This is a genomic window from Caballeronia sp. LZ028 (assembly GCF_031451415.1).
Taxonomy (GTDB): Bacteria; Pseudomonadota; Gammaproteobacteria; order Burkholderiales; family Burkholderiaceae; genus Caballeronia; species Caballeronia zhejiangensis.
Genome location: NZ_JARUXN010000001.1, coordinates 1,737,572 through 1,758,942, shown reverse-complemented (window position 1 = coordinate 1,758,942; position 21,371 = coordinate 1,737,572). Strand labels below are relative to the sequence as shown.

General features: G+C 64.8%; 23 protein-coding genes. 5 read left to right on the top strand and 18 right to left on the bottom strand.

Annotated features, from left to right (window positions below):
• Positions 1–209: 209 nt before the first annotated feature.
• The 4 genes from QCE58_RS08415 to QCE58_RS08400 form a co-directional block, all read right to left on the bottom strand.
• Positions 210–1,199, bottom strand: a complete 990-nt coding sequence (locus tag QCE58_RS08415; RefSeq protein ID WP_008349658.1) for an ABC transporter permease — start codon at positions 1,197–1,199, stop codon at positions 210–212.
• Entirely contained in the window at positions 1,200–2,789 is a 1,590-nt protein-coding gene (locus QCE58_RS08410; protein WP_250521112.1) for a sugar ABC transporter ATP-binding protein, read from the bottom strand.
• A gap of 158 nt (positions 2,790–2,947) precedes the next feature.
• Positions 2,948–3,910, bottom strand: coding sequence for a sugar ABC transporter substrate-binding protein (locus QCE58_RS08405; protein ID WP_250502032.1), 963 nt, complete (start codon positions 3,908–3,910; stop codon positions 2,948–2,950).
• A gap of 254 nt (positions 3,911–4,164) precedes the next feature.
• A complete protein-coding gene (locus QCE58_RS08400; protein ID WP_008349664.1) occupies positions 4,165–4,446 on the bottom strand; it encodes a hypothetical protein in 282 nt (93 codons plus the stop codon).
• Between the two features lie 227 nt (positions 4,447–4,673).
• Here QCE58_RS08400 and QCE58_RS08395 point away from each other — a divergent pair, with 227 nt between their 5' ends.
• The 3 genes from QCE58_RS08395 (at position 4,674) to QCE58_RS08385 (ending at position 6,656) form a co-directional block, all read left to right on the top strand.
• Positions 4,674–4,970, top strand: a complete 297-nt coding sequence (locus QCE58_RS08395) for a PsiF family protein (RefSeq protein WP_008349666.1) — start codon at positions 4,674–4,676, stop codon at positions 4,968–4,970.
• A 225-nt stretch (positions 4,971–5,195) separates the two neighbouring features.
• Positions 5,196–5,666, top strand: a complete 471-nt coding sequence (locus tag QCE58_RS08390; RefSeq protein ID WP_244808084.1) for a hypothetical protein — start codon at positions 5,196–5,198, stop codon at positions 5,664–5,666.
• A gap of 399 nt (positions 5,667–6,065) precedes the next feature.
• Positions 6,066–6,656, top strand: a complete 591-nt coding sequence (locus QCE58_RS08385) for a YSC84-related protein (protein WP_008349670.1) — start codon at positions 6,066–6,068, stop codon at positions 6,654–6,656.
• A 111-nt stretch (positions 6,657–6,767) separates the two neighbouring features.
• On the opposite strand, the gene QCE58_RS08380 is transcribed toward QCE58_RS08385, so the two are convergent.
• The 9 genes from QCE58_RS08380 to mltG form a co-directional block, all read right to left on the bottom strand.
• Positions 6,768–7,838 carry a glycosyltransferase family 4 protein gene (locus tag QCE58_RS08380; RefSeq protein WP_008349671.1) on the bottom strand — a complete coding sequence of 357 codons (1,071 nt, stop codon included), beginning with the start codon at positions 7,836–7,838 and terminating at the stop codon, positions 6,768–6,770.
• 229 nt (positions 7,839–8,067) lie between these two features.
• On the bottom strand, positions 8,068–9,453 hold the full coding sequence (gene otsA, locus QCE58_RS08375; protein WP_250521111.1) for an alpha,alpha-trehalose-phosphate synthase (UDP-forming): 1,386 nt from the start codon (positions 9,451–9,453) through the stop codon (positions 8,068–8,070).
• Positions 9,454–9,554: 101 nt separating this feature from the next.
• Complete coding sequence (locus QCE58_RS08370) at positions 9,555–10,793, bottom strand: mechanosensitive ion channel family protein (protein ID WP_250521110.1); 1,239 nt, start codon at positions 10,791–10,793, stop codon at positions 9,555–9,557.
• Between the two features lie 188 nt (positions 10,794–10,981).
• The gene (locus tag QCE58_RS08365) at positions 10,982–11,338 is read right to left on the bottom strand and encodes a Rap1a/Tai family immunity protein (protein ID WP_008349679.1); all 357 of its coding nucleotides are present in this window, start codon (positions 11,336–11,338) and stop codon (positions 10,982–10,984) included.
• A 103-nt stretch (positions 11,339–11,441) separates the two neighbouring features.
• Complete coding sequence (locus tag QCE58_RS08360; protein ID WP_033535925.1) at positions 11,442–12,188, bottom strand: ankyrin repeat domain-containing protein; 747 nt, start codon at positions 12,186–12,188, stop codon at positions 11,442–11,444.
• Between the two features lie 54 nt (positions 12,189–12,242).
• The gene (locus QCE58_RS08355; RefSeq protein ID WP_008349683.1) at positions 12,243–13,028 is read right to left on the bottom strand and encodes a TatD family hydrolase; all 786 of its coding nucleotides are present in this window, start codon (positions 13,026–13,028) and stop codon (positions 12,243–12,245) included.
• 69 nt (positions 13,029–13,097) lie between these two features.
• Positions 13,098–14,135: a DNA polymerase III subunit delta' gene (locus QCE58_RS08350; protein ID WP_250521109.1), complete on the bottom strand. Its 1,038-nt coding sequence runs from the start codon at positions 14,133–14,135 to the stop codon at positions 13,098–13,100.
• 18 nt (positions 14,136–14,153) lie between these two features.
• A complete protein-coding gene (tmk, locus tag QCE58_RS08345; RefSeq protein WP_008349687.1) occupies positions 14,154–14,774 on the bottom strand; it encodes a dTMP kinase in 621 nt (206 codons plus the stop codon).
• Positions 14,775–15,785: an endolytic transglycosylase MltG gene (gene mltG / locus QCE58_RS08340; protein ID WP_008349688.1), complete on the bottom strand. Its 1,011-nt coding sequence runs from the start codon at positions 15,783–15,785 to the stop codon at positions 14,775–14,777.
• Positions 15,786–15,889: 104 nt separating this feature from the next.
• Between mltG and QCE58_RS08335 the strand changes: the two genes are divergently transcribed.
• Together QCE58_RS08335 and QCE58_RS08330 are read left to right on the top strand one after the other, a co-directional pair.
• Positions 15,890–16,876, top strand: a complete 987-nt coding sequence (locus QCE58_RS08335; protein WP_008349691.1) for a folate-binding protein YgfZ — start codon at positions 15,890–15,892, stop codon at positions 16,874–16,876.
• Positions 16,877–16,888: 12 nt separating this feature from the next.
• Positions 16,889–17,707: an NRDE family protein gene (locus tag QCE58_RS08330; RefSeq protein ID WP_244808081.1), complete on the top strand. Its 819-nt coding sequence runs from the start codon at positions 16,889–16,891 to the stop codon at positions 17,705–17,707.
• Here QCE58_RS08330 and QCE58_RS08325 read toward each other — a convergent pair whose 3' ends face one another.
• The 5 genes from QCE58_RS08325 to QCE58_RS08305 are packed head-to-tail and all read right to left on the bottom strand — an operon-like array spanning position 17,708 to position 21,368.
• The gene (locus tag QCE58_RS08325; protein WP_250439723.1) at positions 17,708–17,944 is read right to left on the bottom strand and encodes a hypothetical protein; all 237 of its coding nucleotides are present in this window, start codon (positions 17,942–17,944) and stop codon (positions 17,708–17,710) included. It lies immediately after the preceding gene.
• A gap of 40 nt (positions 17,945–17,984) precedes the next feature.
• Positions 17,985–18,944 carry an alpha/beta hydrolase gene (locus QCE58_RS08320; RefSeq protein ID WP_250521108.1) on the bottom strand — a complete coding sequence of 320 codons (960 nt, stop codon included), beginning with the start codon at positions 18,942–18,944 and terminating at the stop codon, positions 17,985–17,987.
• A 49-nt stretch (positions 18,945–18,993) separates the two neighbouring features.
• Entirely contained in the window at positions 18,994–19,854 is an 861-nt protein-coding gene (locus tag QCE58_RS08315; protein ID WP_250434691.1) for an SDR family oxidoreductase, read from the bottom strand.
• Positions 19,854–20,858, bottom strand: coding sequence for an NADP-dependent oxidoreductase (locus QCE58_RS08310; protein WP_175982904.1), 1,005 nt, complete (start codon positions 20,856–20,858; stop codon positions 19,854–19,856). The genes QCE58_RS08315 and QCE58_RS08310 overlap by 1 nt, the downstream gene beginning before the upstream one ends.
• A gap of 27 nt (positions 20,859–20,885) precedes the next feature.
• A complete protein-coding gene (locus QCE58_RS08305) occupies positions 20,886–21,368 on the bottom strand; it encodes a PaaI family thioesterase (protein ID WP_008349701.1) in 483 nt (160 codons plus the stop codon).
• Positions 21,369–21,371: the final 3 nt, after the last annotated feature.

Below are 21,371 nucleotides of genomic sequence, written 5' to 3'. Positions count from 1 at the left end.
TCGCTATGCTTTGGTCCAACTGCTCTTATTGGTCGTAAGGCGTCCGGCGCGACCACTTTTCATGCGCCGCTCTGCTTTCCCCGCGCCCTGCCTGCTTCATTGTGTGCGGCGGCGATGAATCCCCGTTCGCCGCTGCCGCCCGCTGCCTTCTCTCGTCGCCGGCCGTTGCTCCACCCCGTTCCGGAGCGCCCGCCTGCGCCGCCCTTCGATCAAACCCGCTTTCTCCTGCTGCGGTATGTATCCAGCACCACCGCCACCACGATCACCGCGCCGGTAATGATGCGCTTGGTCGGCTCGTTCGCGCCGATCTGCGCCAGTCCCGCCGCCAGCACGGAGATGATCAACACGCCGAAAAACGTGCTGATGACCGAGCCGCGCCCGCCCATCAGGCTCGTTCCGCCGATCACGACCGCCGCGATCACCTGCAGTTCCAACCCCGCGCCGGCGTTCGGATCGGCGGCTTCGAGCCGCGAGATCTGAAAGAGCGCCGCGAGTCCGGACAAGGCGCCCATCAGCGCGAAAACGATCACCTTGTACGGCCGCGGATTCACGCCCGCGAGACGCACGGCTTCCTCGTTCGTGCCGATCCCTACGAGATATCGGCCGAAAACCGTCCGGGTCAAGACCAGATGGGCAATTATCATCACCGCGACCGCGATCAGGAACGCGGGCGAGATGCCGAACGCGATCGGATTCGACAGAAAATCGAACGCATCGCCGATGTACGCCGTGCGCGAATTCGTCATCTGATACGCAAGCCCGCGCGCGCCTTCCAGCACGCCGAGCGAGACGATGAACGACGGAATCCGCCACGCCACCGTCACGAGGCCGGTCACGGCGCCCGTCAGCGCGGCGGCCGCGAGCCCGATCAGCGCCGCCGGAAACGCCGGCCAGTGCCACTTCAGCGCGGCCACGCTCACCACCGACGCGCCCAGCGCCAGCACCGAGCCGACCGACAGATCGATGCTCGCGATGATGAGCACGAACGTCATGCCGACCGACATCACGACGAGATCCGGAATCTGGTTCGCGATCGTGCTGAACGTGTCGTACGTCAGAAAGTGCGTGCTCAGCACCGAAAACAGCGCGATCATCGCGGCGAGCGCGCCCGCGAGACCCAGATAATTCGAAATGCCCAGACGCGTGCCGACGCCTTTCGTGCTCTTCGGCGCATCGGCGGGCAGATTCGCTTCGCTCATTCAATGCTCCACGTTGTCTTCGGGCGCTTTCGCGTCCGGGGCGATGGGCTCGTGCAGGATCGCCTCGCGCTTCGCGTAACCCGAGAACGCCGCCGCGAGCAGCGCGTCCTGCGTCCAGTTCGCGCGCTCGAACACGCCCGTCATGCGCCCCGCCGACATCACGCCGATACGGTCGCAGATCAGCATCAGCTCGCGCAGGTCGCTCGACACGACGACGAGCGCGCGTCCTTCGCGAGCGAGCGCGCCCATCAGCCCGTAGATGTCGAACTTCGCGCCGACGTCGATGCCGCGCGTCGGCTCGTCGAACAGCAGCACCGAGCAGTCGCGCGCGAGCCACCGGCCGATCACGACCTTCTGCTGGTTGCCGCCCGACAGTTCCGACACGGCCTGCGCCGGCCCCGACGTGCGAATCCACATCGCGTCGATCTGCCGTTGCGCGAGCGCCGCTTCCCGGCGCGCGTCGACCACGCCGTGCCGCGCCACCGCGCCGACGTTGCCCAGTGAAACGTTCGCGGCGATCGGCAGGCTGAGCAGCAGGCCCTCGCCCTTGCGATCCTCCGTGATGAGCGCGATGCCTTCTTCGACCGCATCCGACGGCGATTGCACCGTCACGCGCCGCAGCGCCTGCCCTTTGCGCGCGACGGACACCGTGCCCGCGTCCGCGCGATCCGCGCCGTAGATGAGCCGCATCAGCTCGGTGCGGCCCGCGCCGATCAGGCCGCTCACGCCGAAAATCTCGCCCGCGCGCACCTCGAACGACACGTCGCGCACGGCCGGCAGCCGCGTCATGCCTTCCACTTTCAGCGCGACATCGCCGATCCGCCGTTCGCCCAGATCGATGCGCTCGCCGATCTCGCGTCCGACCATCAGCGTGACGAGCCGGTCGCTCGTGAGCGCGTCCATCGGACCGATATGCACGAGGCGTCCGTCGCGCAGCACGGCCGCGCGCTCGGCGATGCGCCGCAGTTCCTCCAGCCGGTGCGAGATGTACACGAGCGCGACGCCGCGCGCCTTCAGCCTTTCGACCTGCTCGAACAGCAGATCGACTTCGCGCGCGGTGAGCATCGCGGTCGGCTCGTCGAGAATCAGCACGCGGCAATCGCCGATCAGATTGCGCGCGATTTCCACCATCTGCTGATGCCCGATGCCGAGACCGCCGACGAGCGTATCCGGATCGATTGCGTCGAGCCCGACTTGCGCCATCGCGTGACGCGCGTCTTCTGCGAGGCGCTTGCGGTCGATCCAGCCGAAGCCCTTGCGCGGCAAGCGGTTCAGAAAGAGATTCTCCGCCACCGATAACGTCGGCAGCAGGTTCAGCTCCTGCATCACCATGCGCACGCCGAGCGATTCGGCCTCCGAGCGGCTCTTCGGCGCGTAGGGCTGGCCCGCGAGCGTCATCGCGCCGGTCGACGGATCGGTCAGCCCGCCGATGATCTTCGACAGCGTGCTCTTGCCCGCGCCGTTCTCGCCGGTCAGCGCGAGCACCTCGCCCGCGACGAGATCGAGCGATACGTCCGTCAGCACCGGCTCGACATAGGTCTTGCCGATGCCCGTCACCGTCAGCACGTTCGCATCGTTCGGTCCGGTCATGGGGCGCTTCAAGGCTCGGTTGTGCATCCTCGGAATGATCCAGCACGGCTGGGCGAAGCCCGCGCGAAAGGCCGCGGAGCGTGCCCGCGCCGTCTGCCTTTCGCGCTCGTCAGTGTGTTATCGGCACGCCCGCCGCGAACTTGAGGCTTCGCGCCGGCTCACTTCGTCACGAGATCGACCGGCGTTTCCACGACCTGCGAAAGCTCCGACTGCTTCTTGTGGCCGGCAATCGCCTTCAACGCCACGTCGATGCCGAACACCGCCTGCTTCGCCGCGTACTGGTCGGCCGTGGCGAGCACGCGGCCGTCCTTGAGCATCGGCTTGATCGCGCCGATGTTGTCGAAGCCGACGACCTGCACCTTGCCCGCCTTGCCCGCCGCGCGAATCGCCGACACGGCGCCGATCGCCATGTTGTCGTTGTCGCACAGGAGCGCCTTCACGTTCGGATTGGCGTTCAGGATCTGCGACGCGACCGCGTTGCCCTTGTCGATTTCCCATTCGCCCGACTGCAGCGCGACCACCTTCATGCCGGCGGCGTCCATCGCTTCCTTGAAGCCCGCGCTGCGCGCCTGCGAATTCGTCGTGGTCGTCACGCCTTCGATGATCGCGACTTCATCGCCCTTCTTCAGTTTCGGCGCGAGATAGTCGCCGACCTTACGCGCGCCCTTCTTGTTGTCCGGTCCGACGAACGGCACGTTCAGATCCTTCGACTTGAGCACGTCCGGATCGAGCCGGTTGTCGATGTTCACGACGATGATCCCCGCGTCCGCCGCCTTCTTGATGACCGGCACGAGCGCCTTCGAATCAGCCGGCGCGATCACGAGCGCATCGACCTTCGAGACGATCATCTGCTCGACGATGCGGATTTGCGCCGCCGTGTCGGTCTCGTCCTTGATGCCGTTGGTGATCAGGTCGAACTGGCTGGCGTTGTGCGCCTGATAGTCTTTCGCGCCGGTTTCCATCGTCAGGAAGAACTCGTTGGCGAGCGATTTCATGACGAGCGCCACCTTGGGCTTGCCCGCCGGCTGCGCGAACGCCGATGACGACGCGAACGGCAATGCGGTGCAGGCGGCGAGCGCGACGGCAGCCGTGAGGACGCGTCGGCGGATGATTCGGTTCATGCGGATCTCCAATGCTTATTCTGGTTTGTTGGTCTTGCGAGATGCAGCGAACGCGAGCAACGCCAATCGAAACGCGCCGGACGCTCGCGCGCCAATGCCTTCGACGCCCTTTCGCGCACGTTTGAACGTTTGCTCGCCGTCGATTCTCGTTGGACAGGCGCCGGAGGTCAATCGGGCTAACGTGTAGTGCAGCACATACGACAACGCCGTCGAACGGCTGCTCGACGGCGTTTTTAGTTGCCTGCGGACAAGACTCAGAGATCTTCGACCGACTGCCCTTCGACCTTGTTGTCGATGATGTCGCGCGCGTAGTCGATGCCCGCGCGCGTCGCGTCGATCGGACTGTCGAACGGTTCCTGATCGGGCACGCCGAACATCACCGAGCGGCCGCTTTCGCCGTGCGCGCTCTTCGCGATCGTCACGACTATGTCGAAGTGTCGCGGGCTGTCGTCCGGCTCGTCGCGATCCTTCGCGCGCCTCAATGCCTGAACCTTGATCTCGAAGCCTTTGTAATGATCCGACAGCGGCGTGGACATGGACGATCTCCTTTCGCATTGACATGCATCGCACGATCATACGTCGGCTGCATCGGTCGTGCGGATCGCCGGCGACGAAAGGCGTTTGCAAGCCTCGTTCCCGCGACTCCCGATTTCACCCTATCCCGCACACCGTTCATATTGTGTTTGCCATAATGCGCGGGCGACATGCCGATACAGACACGCGCCGTCGAACAACAACCGTCACTCAAATCAGGGAGCGTCACATGACCATTCGAGCCACCGCCCTCATCGCCGTGCTGAGCCTGACGCTCGGCGCGAACGTCGCCTTCGCCGCCAACAGTCAGCAAAGCAAGATGACCGATTGCAACAAGCAGGCGGGCGACAAGAAAGGCGACGACCGCAAGGCCTTCATGAAGAGCTGTCTGTCCGCCGCGCCGGCTGCCGCATCCGCGCCGATGACGCAGCAGCAGAAGATGACGGCGTGCAACAGCCAAGCAGGCGACAAGAAAGGCGACGACCGCAAGAGTTTCATGAAAAGCTGCCTCAGCAACAAGGGCTGATCTCGCCTGCGTTCGCGTTCTGCACGCCGCGCCGTTCGCGCGCGGCGCCCCTTGCGTATTTACGCTCCCTACCGGCCGATATTGCACTGCACCCAAGCTAGTGATTCGCACCGTCGTCTTTTTCTCATAAGATGGCGCGAAGGCGGCCCCTTACGAAATACAAGAAAGACGCCATCGGCCGCCGCCGTTTCGAGCGAGGCGAAAAGCCGCGCATGGAGGCATCGGATGGCATGGAGACACAAGAACCGCTGGTTCAGGCGGTGGCTCGTGGCGATCACGTTCTGGTTCGTGCCGGTGCTGATCGTCGCGGTGAACGAAGTGCGCGAGGAGATGGCGTACAACAACGTCGATCTCCAGAAGTCGCTTGCCAGCTGGGAGTTGACCGATGCCCAACGCGCGGCCGGCGCCGCGGCGCGCTGCCACGGCACGTCCGAAGAAGCGCGCGCAGCCGGTTGTCCCGAAGATGCCATCGCCGCCACCGAGGTGAAGCATCAGGAAGCGCTCAACGAATACGCGCATCGCAAGGCGACGCTCGCCGATTATCTCTGGCATGCGTTCGTCGGCTACTGGATCGTGCCCGCAGCGTTCCTGCTCGTGCTCGGCGTGCTGATCGGCGGCATCCGGCGCGCGCTGCGCCGTCCGCAACACACGCCCGCGCCGCCCTCCGCCGAAGTAAAAACGACGACCCATCCGTGACCGAGCCTCGGGTACGGTCGTTGCTACTTCCTTCAGCGGTTTTCTCGTACGACCTAAAGGCAGCGTCACGAAAATTCTGCTCGCCTTGGGCCGCACTTCGGGCGAAAACGCCGTTTCCATTTCGGTTTGGTCAAAGCTTCGTCTAACCTTGTATCAGACGATGTGTGCTTCGAAAGATTTGTGTAATTTAACGACGCGCCTGACGCTTATGGGGACGGATTCGGAGTAAGCTAGGTCCGGCTTGTTCGCCCGAATGTTGCGGAGCCTGAAGACCCAAGCCTGACAAGGCTTTCGGCGCATGGGCCGAGGCTCGCGGTTTCACCTTGCTGTGCTATAACTTGGCGTGCCTCACCCTCCCGCTCTTATGGGGTTTCCTAAATTCCACGATGGAGAACAATGATGCAAAGACGAAACTTCATGCTCAAGTCGACGGCCGTGCTGGCAATGGGTGGCCTCGCGCTTGCCGGCTGCACGGCAAACCGGAACGCCGGCAGCGAAGCGGCCGCGGGCGCCGCCGATGACCGCCGCGCCATCGACGCAGATGTCGACAGCACGATCCAGCGTCTCTATGCCACCGTCGGCGGCTCGCGCGAGCTGGTCGCGAAAGCGCGCGGCGTGCTGGTGTTCCCGTCGGTGCTTCAGGCCGGCTTCATCGTCGGCGCGCAATACGGCAAGGGTGCGCTGCGTGTGGGCGGCAGCAGCGTCGGGTATTACAGCACGACGTCCGGCTCGTTCGGCCTGCAGGCAGGCGCGCAGTCGAAGGCGCTGATCTTCCTGTTCATGACGCAGGATGCGCTCGACAAATTCCGCAACTCCGACGGCTGGTCGGCGGGCGCGGACGCATCGGTGGCGTTGGTGAAGATGGGCGCGAACGGCGTGATCGACACGACCACCGCCACGAAACCGGTCGAGGCCATCGTGCTGACCAACGCCGGCCTGATGGCCGACGTGTCGCTGCAAGGCACGAAGGTGTCGCGCATCAAGTACTGAGCGCGTCGCGCTTGACCTCGCGGCGAATGCAAAACCGCCGTGTGGTGCGACCTTCCTGGTCGCGCCACACGGCGGTTTTTTGTTTTTTCCCGCGTCGTGTCGGGTCGCGCGTCAGGTCGTCGTCGCGCGATCGATCACTTTGAAGCGCGCACGCTTCTGCGCGCGCACGACCGACTGATACGCCTCCAGATATTGCCGAGCCATGCGATGCGACGTGAAGCGCTCCTCGAAGCGATTGCGCACGCGCTCGCGCGACAGCGTATGCAGACGATTCACCGCGGCCACCGCACCGATTTCATCCTCGACGATGAAGCCAGACACGCCCTCGTCCACCACTTCCGGCACCGAGCCGCGATTGAACGCGATGACCGGCGTGCCGCACGCCATCGCCTCGATCATCACGAGGCCGAACGGCTCGGGCCAGTCGATCGGAAACACGAGCGCGTGCGCGCCCGACAGGAATTCGGCTTTCTGACTGTCGTTGATCTCGCCGACGTACTCGACATACGGCAGCTCCAGCAGCGGCGCAATCTCGCGCTCGAAATACTCGTGGTCGGCGAAATCGACCTTGGCGGCAATCTTGATCGGCAAGCCGCATCGGCCCGCGATGCGAATGGCCGTATCGACGCGCTTTTCCGGCGAAATGCGTCCGAGGAACGCCAGATACTTCTGCTCCACCGGCTGCGGCACGTAGAGCTTCTCCGGCAAGCCGTGATAAACGGTGCTGACCCATTTCGCCTGCGGCAGCGGATGCCGCTGCGCGTCGGAAATGGAGATTACGGGCGCGGTGTTGAACGTATCGAATACGGGCTGCTGCTCGGGCAGATCGAGCCGGCCGTGCATTGTCGTCACGAACGGCGTGTCCTGGCGCTTGAACAGCGAGAACGAGTAATAGTCCATGTGAAAGTGCAGGACATCGAACTCTTCGGCGCGGCGGCGCACGAGTTCCATCAGCAGCATGTGCGGCGCGATGCGGTCGCGGATCGCCGGGTCGAGCCGCAACGCGCGCGGCCACACGGGTTCCAGGTTGGCGCTGGTCTGCGAATCGCCGGTGGCGAAGAGCGTCACCTCGTGACCGAGCTCGACGAGCGCCTCGGTCAGGTACGACACCACACGCTCGGTCCCGCCATAGAGCTTCGGCGGCACCGATTCGGTCAGCGGAGCAATCTGGGCAATTCTCATCGTTCTCGTCTCCATGCGGATATCGACGTGCGGCTGATCGCTTGCCAGCCGCGGCGCGCATCGAGTATGACAGCGGATCGTAAGGTTGGACAACGAGGTTTGCCCTTACGAATCGTTCCGCCATCCGCTGCGATGAAGCCCATTATCGAGTGCGAATGCGCCCGTTCCGGACGTCTCTTGCACTTTCATCGCTCTGTTACAGCACGGAAACATTCGTTTCCGGCGACGGTTACCGTTCGGCATCGCCGCGCAGATCGGCGAGGAAGTTGTCGCGCCACACGCCCAGATCGTGCTTGCGCAGCGCCGCCATGTTGGTCTCGTAGCGCTGCTTGCGCTCGGCGAGCGGCATCGCCAGCGCGCGGCCGATCGCTTCGCTCGTGCCGACGATATCATGCGGATTGACCATCACCGCGCCGGTCATTTCATCGGCCGCGCCGGCGAACTGGGAAAGCACGAGCACGCCGGGATCGTCGGGATTCTGCGCCGCGACGTATTCCTTCGCGACGAGATTCATGCCGTCGCGCAGCGGCGTGACGAGCCCGATCTGCGATTCGCGAAACAGCGACATCAGCTTCCAGCGGTCGTATCGCTGATTGAGATAGCGGATCGGCGTGTAATCGAGCCCGGAGTAACGTCCGTTGATGCGCCCCGCTTCGTACTCCAGGTTCTGGCGAATCTGCTGATAGGTTTCGACGTCCGAGCGCGTCGGCGGCGCGATCTGCACGAGCGTGACATTGCCGCGCCACTCGGGCGACTTTTCCAGAAAATGCTCGAACGCGCGGAAGCGCTCGACCAGTCCTTTCGAGTAATCGAGCCGATCCACGCTCATGATGAGCTTACGGCCTTCGAGGCTCTGCTTCAGGTCCATCACGTCCTGACGCGCCTCGCCGCGTTCGGCCTGCTCGGCGATTTCATCGGGAAACACGCCGATGCGATAAACGTTCGTCCGCAGCTTGCGTCCGAACGCCTCGACGTGGCCGTCGGGGGTCGCGGTGCCGTGCGCGTGCCGGACGATGTAGTCGTGAAACGCGACGCGATCGTTTTCCGTCTGAAACCCGACGACGTCATAGCAGCACAGCGACTTCACCAGTTCCTCGTGCGGCGGAATATTCAACAGGATCTGCGGCGACGGAAACGGAATGTGCAAAAAGAAGCCGATGCGATTCGTGATGCCCGCCGAGCGCAGCGCCTCGGCGAACGGGATCATGTGATAGTCGTGGACCCAGATGATGTCGCCGGGTTCGAGCAGCTTGATGAGCTTGTGCGCGAGCCACGCGTTCACGCGCCGGTAGCCCGCGTACTCGTCCCGGTCGTAGACGGCGAGATCGTTGCGATAGTGGAAAACCGGCCACAGCATCGCGTTCGAGAAACCGCGGTAGTACTGGTCGTAGTCCTTTTTCGGCAGGCCGACGGTCGCAAAGGTCACCGCGCCGTCCTGTTCGAGTTTCGGTCCCTGATTCGCGACGGTTTCGCTCACGACGTCGCCGCTCCAGCCGAACCAGACGCCGCCGCTGTCCTTCAGCGCGCCGAAGACGCCGACGGCGAGCCCGCCCGCGGAGCCCTTGGTTTCGGTCGGCGTGGCGACCCGGTTGGATACGACGACGAGACGGCTCATAGACTTTCCTTTTCCTCTTCGAACGTGATTAACGTGACTTAACGTGACTTTCTCAGCATCAACCCGAAATTTTCGACCCGGAAACGCCGCGCGGGTTTCCGTCAGGTCTTTTCTGCCGGCGCCGGCGCGGTGGACGCCGCCGCGTGCGCCCTCGGGTCCGGCCCGGTCGGCTCGCCGCGGCTCGCGACCGGATCGGCGGCCGTATTCGCCGTGCTTGCCGCGTGTGCCGTGCCCGCCCTTTCGAGCGGCGGCGCGAAATCGACGTGACTTTCCTTGTCGGTCGACAGATCCGCCCGCGCGCGCGGCAGATAGTGCGGATAAGTCGCCTGCACGAAGTTCACGAGCCCTTCGCGCACGCGGCAGCGCAAATCCCAATTCAGCGCCGAGTCGAACGAACTGACGAGCACGCGCAGTTGCATCGCGCGGTCGGTGGCGTCGGTGACCTGCAGCACCTGCACACGGCCATCCCATTCCGGCGCGTGCTCGAGGATGCGCTCCAGCTCCTCGCGCAGCGGCGCGAGCGGCATCCGGTAATCGACATACAGAAACACCGTGCCGATGATCTGCGAACTGTTGCGCGTCCAGTTCGTGAACGGATTTTCGATGAACCACTGCAACGGCACGATAAGCCGCCGCTGATCCCAGATGCGGATCGACACGTACGTGCCCGTGATTTCCTCGACGCGTCCCCATTCGCCCTGAATCACGACGACATCGTCGAGGCGAATCGGCTGCGACAGCGCGATCTGCAAGCCCGCAATCAGATTGCCGAGCACCGGCCGCGCGGCGATACCGGCGACGAGCCCGGCGACGCCCGCCGACGCCAGCAGGCTCGCGCCGATCTGCCGCACGCTCGGAAACGCCATCAGCGCCGCGCCGAAACCGATGATTACGATCACCACCATCACCGAGCGCGCGAGCACGCGCGCCTGCGTGTGGATGCGGCGGGCGTTGAGATTGTCGTCGGTGTCGAGCGGATGCGCCTGCACGATCGCCTCGCCCACCGCGCCCGCCGAGCGCGCCGCGAGAAACGTGAGCGCGACGATCAGCGCGACGGTCTCGACATCGCGCAGCACGCCGATGAACGGCAGCGTATCGGGCGCCTCGAAGATCATGAAACCGAGCCCGAGGATGATGAGCAGGATGAGCGCGGGCGTGTCGATATAGCGCAGCACGACGCTCATCAGCGGATAAGGACGCGCGATGCGCACGAGAATGCGCGCGCCGATGCGATGCGCGGCAATCGCAAACGCCACCGCGATGACGGCCACGACGAGCGCGCCGGGCCAGGTGCCGAGCGGACGTTCCGCAAGATTCAGGAAATGGTCGAGTGAGAGCATGAGCGTCGCGGGATCAGCCTCGAGAAAGTGAAAGCGGCGAGGAGGATACGGCGGTCGCATCGCACGGATGCGTGGTGCTGCGCGATATTGCGCCAGGTTGCAGACAGCAGCGGCGATGGCCGTCCGGGCGCGGCCGTCGCCTCTTGGTTCAGCAAGCGTGACGCCAGTGCTCCGGCGTCACCAGATGCTCAGCGTTCCGCCTTGCAGGGAAACGCCTTGCCGAGTCCGAGCGAAACCATCGTGGTCGCGTTGAAATCGGCCTTGTCGGGATTGTTGGCGATGTACTTGCGCACCGCGTCCGTAAGCTGCTGCGGCTTCACGTCCGCCGGCAGGCAGAAGTACTGGCCGACCTGCGGCCCGGAGGTTCCGCCGATCGCCTCGATCGTGTTGTAGATGCCGTCCGCCGCGCCTTCGATATAGGCCGCGCAGGCGGTCCGTGAGTTGGGATCCGTTTTGGTGCAGAGCTTGTTCAGATCGTTCCCGGTAAACGCGAACGCACAGACGGGCGTCGCGAGAGCACAGGCGAGGACGAATTCCCGCAGCATGGTCTTCCTTTTATGTTGAGCGGCGGCTTGGTCGGAGCAACGGGTTCGGAGCGATGCGCGGCCGCGCCTGACCGCGCTCGCCCCGTGACTTGATGTCGCGCCGTTATTTTGCACCGTTTGAGCCGCTTTGCGCAGCGCCGCCGCCTTGTTGCATCGAGTCCAGACGCGCCTTCAGACCTTCGGCGACATCTTTCTCGTTGTACTTCTGCGCGAAATCCACCGCGGTCAGGCCGAGTTGATTCTTCACGCGCAGATCGGCGCCCGAGTCGAGCAGCAGCTTGACCGTCGAAAGATGACCGCCGCGCGCCGCCATCATGAGCGGCGTCGTGCCGTTGGGCGAGCCGGCGTCGATATAGGCCGAATGGTCGACCAGAATCTTCACGATGTCGTCATGGCCGTTGGTCGCAGCGTAGTGCAGCGGCGTCCAGCCTTTCTTGTTCACTTCGGCGTCCTTGGCGATCAGCAGATTCACGAAGGTCGCGTCGCCATTGAGCGCGGCAAGCATCATCGCGTTTTCGCCGGCGGGATCGAGCTTCTCGAGATCGGTCTTTGGGTTGTCGGCGAGCAACTGGCCGACCTTGTCGGACTTCTCGCGCGCGGCGATCACGAGGATCGGCGTGCCCGTGTTGTCGACGGTGTTCGGGTCCGCGCCCTGCGCGAGCTGCTTCTTGACCGCCGATACGTCGTCGAACTTGACCGCCTTGATGAGCGAGTCCACGGACGCGGCCCAGACCGGCTGAGCGATCGCGCAGGCCGCCAGCAGCGCGCCGGCGACGAGTCCACGCACGGCCGTGCCCTTGCGCGCACCGCGCGTCGTGTTCAGAGTGGAAACCATCGGGGAAGTGTTCATAAGTGACCTTCGAATTGCCTTGGAACAGTTTTTTTGCGCGCGGGCCGGCCGCCCTCAGACTGGCCGCGCGATCTTGAAGAGCCGGAAGAAGTTGTCGGTGGTCGCCTGCGCGACGGCCTCTTCCGGCTGCTCGCGCAACTGCGCGATGAAACGTCCGACATAACTCACGTACGCAGGTTCATTCGGCTTGCCGCGATACGGCACCGGCGCGAGGTACGGCGAATCGGTTTCGATGAGCAGGCGCTCGATCGGCACGCGCCGCGCGACGTCCTGCACATCGGTTGCCTTCTTGAACGTGACGATGCCCGACAGCGAGATATGAAAATTCTGCGCGAGCGCCCGTTCGGCGATCTCCCACGGTTCGGTGAAGCAATGCATGACGCCGCCCGGCACGTCCGCGCGCTCTTCCTGCATGATGCGCAAGGTGTCGTCCGACGACGACCGCGTGTGGATGATGAGCGGCTTGCCCGTCGCGTGCGCGGCGCGGATATGCGTGCGAAAGCGTTCGCGCTGCCATTCCATGTCGGCGATGCTGCGCCCTTCCAGCCGATAGTAGTCGAGCCCGGTTTCGCCGATCGCGCAAACTTTCGGATGCTTCGCCAGCTCGACGAGTTCCGCGACGCTCGGCTCGCGCATATCCTCGTGGTCGGGATGCACTCCGACCGACGCATAGACGTTTTCGTGCTGCTCGGCGATCGCGAGCACCGAAGGCAGCGTCTCGAGATCCACCGACACGCACAGCGCATGTGTCACAGAATGCGCGCGCATCTTGTCGAGGACGTCGGGCAATCGGTCCGCGAGCCCTTCGAAGTTGATATGACAGTGTGAATCGACAAACATCGGGTGCTCCTTGGTGCATTCCTTGCGGCGCGGCTCGACGGTCTCTGCCGCTCAGGCCGCTCAGGCCGCTCAGGCCGTATAGATCCCGCGATAGCCCATGAACAGTTCCTCGAACACGAGGCGCGCGTTCAGCGGATGATTTTCCACCGCGCGCTGCCGCGTGACCGTCTTCATGTAGCGCGCGAGCGCGGCCGGATCGGCGCTTTGCGCGCAACGTGCGAGCGCCTTCGCCGCGCCGGGGAAATAGCGCGGACGGCTAGCCGTGCGTTGCGCGAGCAGATCGTAAAGCCAGCGCTGCAACCAGCCGAGCACGAGCGGCACCGGCAGCTTCTGCAGGTTTTCGCCGCACGCGAAGGCATCGCAATTCGGTCCGGCGGCAAGTTGCGCGAGCGCGAAGTCGCGCAAGGCGCGGTTCTCGTCGTTCGCCAGCGCGAGCGCAGCGAGCGGCGCGCCGCCGGCCTGCGCGAGGAGCGCCGCCGGATCGTCGACGCCTTGCGACGCGAGCCACGCACTCGCTTCGTTCGCCGGCGGCACACTCATCGGCCATTGGCGGCAGCGGCTGATGATCGTCGGCAACAGCCGGTCGACGCGCGCCGACACCAGCAGGAACACGACGCCCGACGGCGGTTCTTCGAGCGTCTTCAAGAGCGCGTTCGCCGCTGCGACGTTGAGCGCCTCGGCCGGATACAGCACGACGACGCGCAAGCCGCCCCGATGCGAGCCCACGCCACAGAAATCCAGCAGCCCGCGCACCTGCTCGATCTTGATTTCCTTGCTCGGCGTGCGGGTCTTCTTGCCTTCTTCGCCATCGGCTTTGTCGGCGGGAGCGTCGGCTGCGTCGCCGGTTGCGGCAAGGCCCGCGAGCGCTTCGGGCAGCACCGCGCGGTAATCGGGATGATTGCCTTGCGAGAACCAGTGACACGCCGGACAAGTCCCGCACGGCTCGCCATTCGCGGCGGGCGTCTCACACAGCAAACCCTGCGCGAGATGCTGGGCGAACTGCAGCTTGCCGATGCCCGCTTCTCCGTGCAGCAGGAGCGCGTGCGGCCAGTGCGCGCGCAATTGCTGCAGACGCTGCCAGTCGTCGGTTTGCCAGGGATAGATCATCGATAGATTCTCTTGAATTCAGACGCTTGCGATAACTTCTTCGAGCTTTTTGCGAATCTCGTCGATGGAGCGCGTCGAATCGACGATGAAAAAGCGCTGCGGCGATTCATCCGCGCGGCGCAGATACTCGCTGCGCGTGCGCTCGAAAAATGCCTCGGATTCGCTTTCGAACTTGTCGGGGGCGCGCGCGGCCGAGCGGCGCTCGCTCGCGGTGTCGGTCGGCACGTCGAAAAGCACGGTCAGATCGGGCTGGAAACCGCCCTGCACCCAGCGTTCGAGCGCTTCGAGCTTGTCGCGCGGCAGACCGCGGCCGCCGCCCTGATACGCGAACGTGGCGTCGGTGAAACGGTCCGACAGCACCCAGTCGCCGCGCGACAGCGCCGGTTCGATCACCTGCGCCAGATGCTCGCGGCGCGCGGCGAACATGAGCAGCGCTTCGGTTTCGAGGTCCATCGGCTGATTCAGCAGGATGCCGCGCAGGGTTTCACCGAGCGGCGTGCCGCCCGGCTCGCGCGTCATGACGACACGATGCCCGCCCGGTTCCACTTTGGCTTCGAGCCGTTCGCGGAACCAGTCCAGATGCGTGGTCTTGCCCGCGCCGTCGATGCCTTCGAACGTGATGAACTTGCCGCGCGCCATTCATTGACCCCGGATGTATTTGTCGACGGCCTTGTTGTGGTCGCCGAGATTGTCGGAAAAGATGCTGCTGCCGTCGCCGCGCGACACGAAATACAGCGCGTTGCTCGAGGCGGGATTGAGCGTGGCGTTCAGTGCGGCCACGCCGGGCAGCGCGATCGGCGTCGGCGGCAGGCCCATGCGCGTGTAGGTATTGTACGGAGTGTCCGTCTGCAGGTCCTTTTTCTTCAGCTTGCCGCCGTAGGCCGGGCCTAAGCCGTAGATCACGCTCGGGTCCGTCTGTAGCGGCATGCCGATGCGCAGCCGGTTCGCGAACACCGCCGCGACGAGCGGCCGGTCCGCAGCGCGCCCCGTCTCCTTCTCGACGATGGACGCCATCACGAGCGCTTCATAAGGCGTCTTGTAAGGCAGATTCGGTGCGCGCGTGTTCCACGCTTCCGTGAGGCGCGCCTGCATCAGCCGATACGCGCGTTTGTAGACGGCGAGATCGCTCGTGCCTTTGTCGAACAGATAGGTGTCGGGGAAGAACAGGCCCTCGGCGGACGCCTTGTCGACTTCGGCCGCGCCGATCGCGCGCAGCAGGTCGGTGTCGGTCATGCCGACGGTGTCGTGCTTGAGCGCGGGATTGCTGTCGAGCTCGCCGCGCATTTTCTGCAGCGTCCAGCCTTCGATGACGGTCGCGACATATTCGTTGACGTCGCCGCGCGCGATCTTCTCCAGCACCTCATAAGGCGTGATGCCGGTCTTGAATGCGTAATTGCCCGATTTCAGTTGCGCGGACAGGCCGAGCACGCGCGTCATCAGCACGAAAAGCTCGGGCTCGACGGGCACGCCCCCGCGGTTCAACTGGGCGCTTACGCTGCGCAGGCTGCTGTGGGGCTTGATGGTGACGTCGAGTTCGGGCGTTGGCAATTCCATGGGCCGGTTGGCCCACCAATACACGCCGCCCGCGACGGCTGCCGCGAGCACGGCGGCGAGCACCGCTGCCACGACGCATTTCTTCAGAAAGGACATGCGAAACACGCTTGAGATAAGACCAATATAATAACTTGCCGCCTGCGCCAGAGCCGCATTCCCGGGCCCGCGCCCAAACGATAGGATTGACAGCCCGCCGACTCATGAATTCCCAGACCATCGCTCTCGCCGCTTCAGACTTCGATTCCGTCAAGACCGCCGGCGCATACATGCCGCTCACCCAGTTCGGCGTGATCGACGTCAAGGGCGAGGACGCCGCCTCGTTCCTGCACAGTCAGCTTACGAACGACGTCCAGCATCTCGACGCGTCGACCGCGCGTCTCGCGGGCTACTGCTCGGCCAAGGGCCGGCTCCTCGGCTCGTTCCTGATGTGGCGCACCGCCGACGCCGTGCGTCTCCTGATCGCACACGACGTGCAGGCGGCCGTGCAGAAACGCCTGTCGATGTTCGTGCTGCGCGCGAAGGCGAAACTCACCGACGCGACGCCCGAAGTGGCCGCCGTCGGCTTCGCGGGCGACGTGCGCGCGGCGCTCTCCGGCATTTTCGATGCGCTGCCCGACGGCGTGCACGTCAAGGTCGAAGGCCCGCACGGTTCGCTGATCCGCGTGCCGGACGCGGCGCATCGGCCGCGCTTCCTGTGGGTCGGCCCGAAAGCCGATGTCGAGGCGCAACTCGCGAAACTCGATGAAAAACTCAAGCGCGTGCCCGAGCAGATGTGGGACTGGCTCGACATCCACGCGGGCGAGCCGCGCATCACGCACGCGACGGTCGAGCAGTTCGTCCCGCAAATGGTCAACTTCGACGTGCTCGGCGCGGTGAACTTCAAGAAGGGCTGCTATCCCGGGCAGGAGATCGTCGCGCGCAGCCAGTATCGCGGCACGATCAAGCGGCGCACGGCGCTCGCGCACGTCGAGAGCGCGACGCCCGGCGCGGAGCTCTTTCATTCGGACGATCCCGGCCAGCCGTGCGGACTCGTCGTCAACGTCGCGCCCGCGGAGCATGGCGGCGTCGATTGTCTCGTCGAGATCAAGCTCGCGGCGCTTGACAATGGCTCGGTGCATGTCGGTTCCGCCGATGGTCCCGCGCTCACTTTCGTGCCGCTGCCCTACGCGTTTCCGGCCGACGCCTGAGGTCGAGCGCGCATGTGTCTGATCGTCTTCGACTGGCAACCCGCGGCGTCGCAGGAAAACGGCCGCGCATTGCTGACGCTTTCCGCCAATCGCGATGAATTCTTTCGCCGCGACGCCGAACCGATGCACTGGTGGCAAGACGCGCCAGACGTGCTCGCCGGCCGCGATCTGACGGGCGGCGGGACGTGGCTCGGCGTATCGCGCGACGGGCGCTTCGCGGCGCTGACCAACTATCGCGCGCCGGGCGACATGCAGCCGAATGCGCCGACGCGCGGCACGCTCGTGAGCGCTTTTCTCGCGGGCGAGCGCATGGCGCCGCTCGACTATCTGCAGGGCGTGGCGCGCGAAGGGCATCGGTATAACGGGTTCAATCTGCTTTGCGGCGACTTCTTGCGGCGCGAACTCGGCTGGTACGGCAATCGTGCCGACGCGCCGCCCGCTTTGCTCGATGCAGGCGTGCACGGTTTGTCGAACAGCCTGTTGAATACGCCGTGGCCGAAGCTCGTCGCGCAGCGGGAGGCGCTGTGCGATCTGATTCACGCCGATGAACGCCCGTCGCTCGATGTGCTCATCGAGACGTTGCGCGACCCGCGCATCGCGAACGACGAACATCTGCCATCGACGGGGATTTCGATCGAGCGGGAGCGCGTGCTGTCGGCGGCGTTCATCGAAACGGCCGATTACGGCACGCGCAGCACGACGGCCTTGCGCGTGAATCCGGCGGCGCTCGGGTTAGCGCTGGAAATCAAGGAACGCAGCGACGATGACGGCTCGCATCGCGTCGTGAGGCCGGGGGCGTTTGAGCGGGCTTTTTCGTTTGAGATCGGTTGATCAGCGTTTCCTTCGTGTGAGATACAGGATCGCAGCGATCTGCACGACGGCAATGGCATCGACCGCAACGAGCGCGGGAAGAGGATCGGTCCACTTGTCCATGTTCGTCGTGCGCGCGTAGTACGGCGGACCGTCGCCGTATGCTTCATTGAGGTTGTACACATTCAATGTAGCGACGAGAAGCAAGATGAACAGCGCGCCGAGATAGATGAAGGAGCGAGGCGTTTTCCTGGTCATGGGCCGATAATTCGGATTCTAATCATGGGTGAGCCAGCTTCTACAGCGTCCCGAACGCCTCCCGCAACGCCCTCACCGCATCCGCGTGCGCCGCCGCTACTTCCGGTACGAAACCGCCCATCTTGAAGAATTCGTGAATCATGCCTTCGTAGCGCTTGAGCGTGACCGGCACACGCGCGTCTTCGAGTTTCGCCGCGAACGCAGTGTCTTCGTCGTGTAGCGGGTCGTAGTCCGCCGCCGCGATCCACGCCGGCGCGACGCCCGCGAAATCCGGCGTACCGCGCGCCGCATCGAGCGGCGCGAAACGCCAATCGTCGCGATCGCGATCATCACGCAGATACTGCGCGAAAAACCACTGAATCGTTTCGCCTGAAAGCAGATACCCGTCCGCGAGGCGCGCATGGGAATCGCTCTTCTGCCACGCGCTCGTGCCCGGATAGATCAGCAATTGCAGTTTCAGGTCGATGCCCGCATCGCGCGCGAGCACCGCGCACACGATCGCGAGCGTGCCGCCCGCGCTGTCGCCGCCAACCGCGAGCCGCGCCGGATCGATGCCGAGCGTCGGAGCCTCGCGCGCCAGCCATTGCAGCGCATCGAAGGCATCGGTCACGGCGACGGGAAACTTGTGCTCCGGCGCAAGCCGGTAATCCACCGATACGACCGCGCATTGCGCATCGTGCGCGAGCTTGCGGCACAGCGCGTCGTGCGTCGCCAAGCTGCCGACGGTGAAGCCGCCGCCGTGAAAATAAAGAAGCCCCGGAGAAGGCTGCGCCCAGCTCGGCTCGATCGGATGATAGACGCGCACGCCGATCGTTGCGCCATCGCGCACGGGAATCCGCAGATCCTCGATGGCGTGCACCGGCAATGGCGCGATATCGAGAATCTGCGCGCTCATCGCGTAGGCTGCGCGCGCCTCTTTCGGCGTGAGCGTGTGATACGGCGGTCGATTCGCGCGCGCGACCATCTCCAGAATTTGCGCGATCTTTGGATTGAGCGGCATCGGCGGAAGGAGCGTCAAAGGGACACGATCATGCCACGAACCGTGCACATCAACGCGGACGTTTGAGGGACATCGGATCGGTCGGGTTGCGCAGTTGCGCGATATCGTCGAGCCGCAGTTGCACCGACGGCATGATGGCCGGATGCGTGATGACATAGAAGCGCCCTTCGCGCACCGCATCGAACGTCAAATCGGCGATGTCGCGCGCCGACAGCTTCCCGCCCTCTACCGCCCGCGTGAGTTGCCGCGCCGCGAGCTTTTGCGAGGCGGTGTACGGCGCGTCGTTGGCGAGCGCGTCGGGGCGCGAGCGCTCGGCATCCGCGATGCCAGTCGGCACGAACGCCGGACACAGCAGCGACACGCCGATCATCGACGCGCCCGCCAGCCGCAAATCGTGATGCAGCGTCTCGGTCAGCGCGACGACCGCGTGCTTCGATGCGTTGTAGACGCCCATCGCGGGCGCGGCGAGCAGGCCCGCCACCGACGCCGTATTGACGATATGCGCCGGCTCGTTCTGTTCGAGCATGATCGGCACGAATGCGCGCAGGCCGTTCGCGACGCCCATCACGTTCACGCCGAAGACCCATTGCCAGTCGTTCGCGCTGTTCTCCCACACGAAGCCGCCCGCGCCGACGCCCGCGTTGTTGAAGAGCATGTGCACGCCGCCGTAAGTGGCGAGCGATGCCTGCGCGAGCGCGTGCACCTGAGCGGCGTCGGATACGTCCGTCGTGATGCCGATCGCGTCGCCGCCCGCCGCGCGTAGCGCATCGACGGTCGCGGCGAGCCCGGCGGTGTCGAGATCGGCGAGCACGAGCTTCATGCCGAGCGCCGCGCCCTTCTTCGCGAACTCGCGCCCGAATCCGCTGCCCGCGCCCGTGATGACGGCGACCTTGCCTTCGAAGCGATCCATCACACGAGTTTCACCAGTTGCTTGCCGAAGTTCTTGCCGCGCAGGAGGCCGAGAAATGCCTCAGGCGCATTCTCGAGCCCTTCGGCGATGCTCTCGCGAAAATGCAGCTTCTTCGTCGCGACACGCTCGCCGAGTTCCTTCAGCGCCTGCGGCCAGACATCGAGATGTTCGGAGACGATGAAGCCCTGCAGCTTCAACCGCTGCGTGAGGATCAGCCGCGGCGCGTCCAATTGCGTCGGCTTGCCGTCGTAACCGGAGATCATCCCGCATACGGCGATGCGCCCGAACGCGTTCATGCGCGCGAGCACGGCATTGAGCACGTCGCCGCCGACGTTCTCGAAGTAGCCGTCGATGCCATCGGGCGTCGCGGCTTTCAGATCTTCGTGCAGCTTGCCGGCCTTGTAATCGACGCACGCATCGAAGCCGAGCGTCTCGACGACATAGCGGCACTTGTCCGCGCCGCCCGCGATGCCGACCACGCGGCAGCCCGCCGCCTTCGCCAGTTGCCCGACGACGCTGCCCACCGCGCCGCTCGCCGCCGACACGACGACCGTCTCGCCCGCCTTCGGCTCGATGATGCGGTTCAGTCCGTACCACGCCGTGACGCCCGGCATGCCGACCGCGCCGAGATACGCGGAAAGCGGCACGCGCGACGCATCGACCTTGTTCAGGCCGGTGCCGTCGGATGTGCCGTATTCCTGCCAGCCGAACATGCCGACGACGCTATCGCCCGCCTTGAACGCCGGATTGCGCGATTCGCTCACGACGCCCACGGTGCCGCCGATCATCACTTCATCGAGCGGTTGCGGCGCGGCGTACGACTTCGCGTCGTCCATGCGGCCGCGCATGTACGGATCGAGCGACAGATAGTGATTGCGCACGCGCACTTCGCCGTCCTTCAGCGGCGCAAGCGGCGTCTCGACGAGCCTGAAATTCGACACCGACGCCTCGCCTTGCGGACGCGACACGAGCAGAATTTGTCGGTTGATCTGTGCGTCTGCCATGCTGAACCTCCTTCGCTCGAATGGTGTTCAGGCGTCGCTCGGACCGGGCGTCGCCTTCGGATCGGACCGCATCTTCTGCCGGACGATGTCGCGCCCGACCGCGAGCCGCTTCATGTACTTGAACGTGCCGAGCGCCTTCGCGACGAAGTGGCCTTCGCTGTCGCGAATCTCGCCTTCGCAATAAGCCATCGTCGTCGAGCGATGCAACACGCGGCCGTAACCGCGCAATTCGCCGCGCCCCGGCTGCATGAAATTGACCTTCATCTCGACGGTGACGACGCCGATGCCATCGCCCGCGACGCTGCGTGCGGCGAGCGCCAGCGATGCGTCGAGCATCGTCATCGTGACGCCGCCGTGCGCGATGCCCCAGGTGTTCAGGTGTTCGTCGCGAAGCGGCAGCCGCACTTCGCTTTCGCCGTCCTGCGCCTTGACGAGCTCGACGCCGAGCGTATCGATGAACGGGCTCTCGAGCGCGACGCCGTTGCTTGCAGGTTGATCGGAAGAGGACATCGC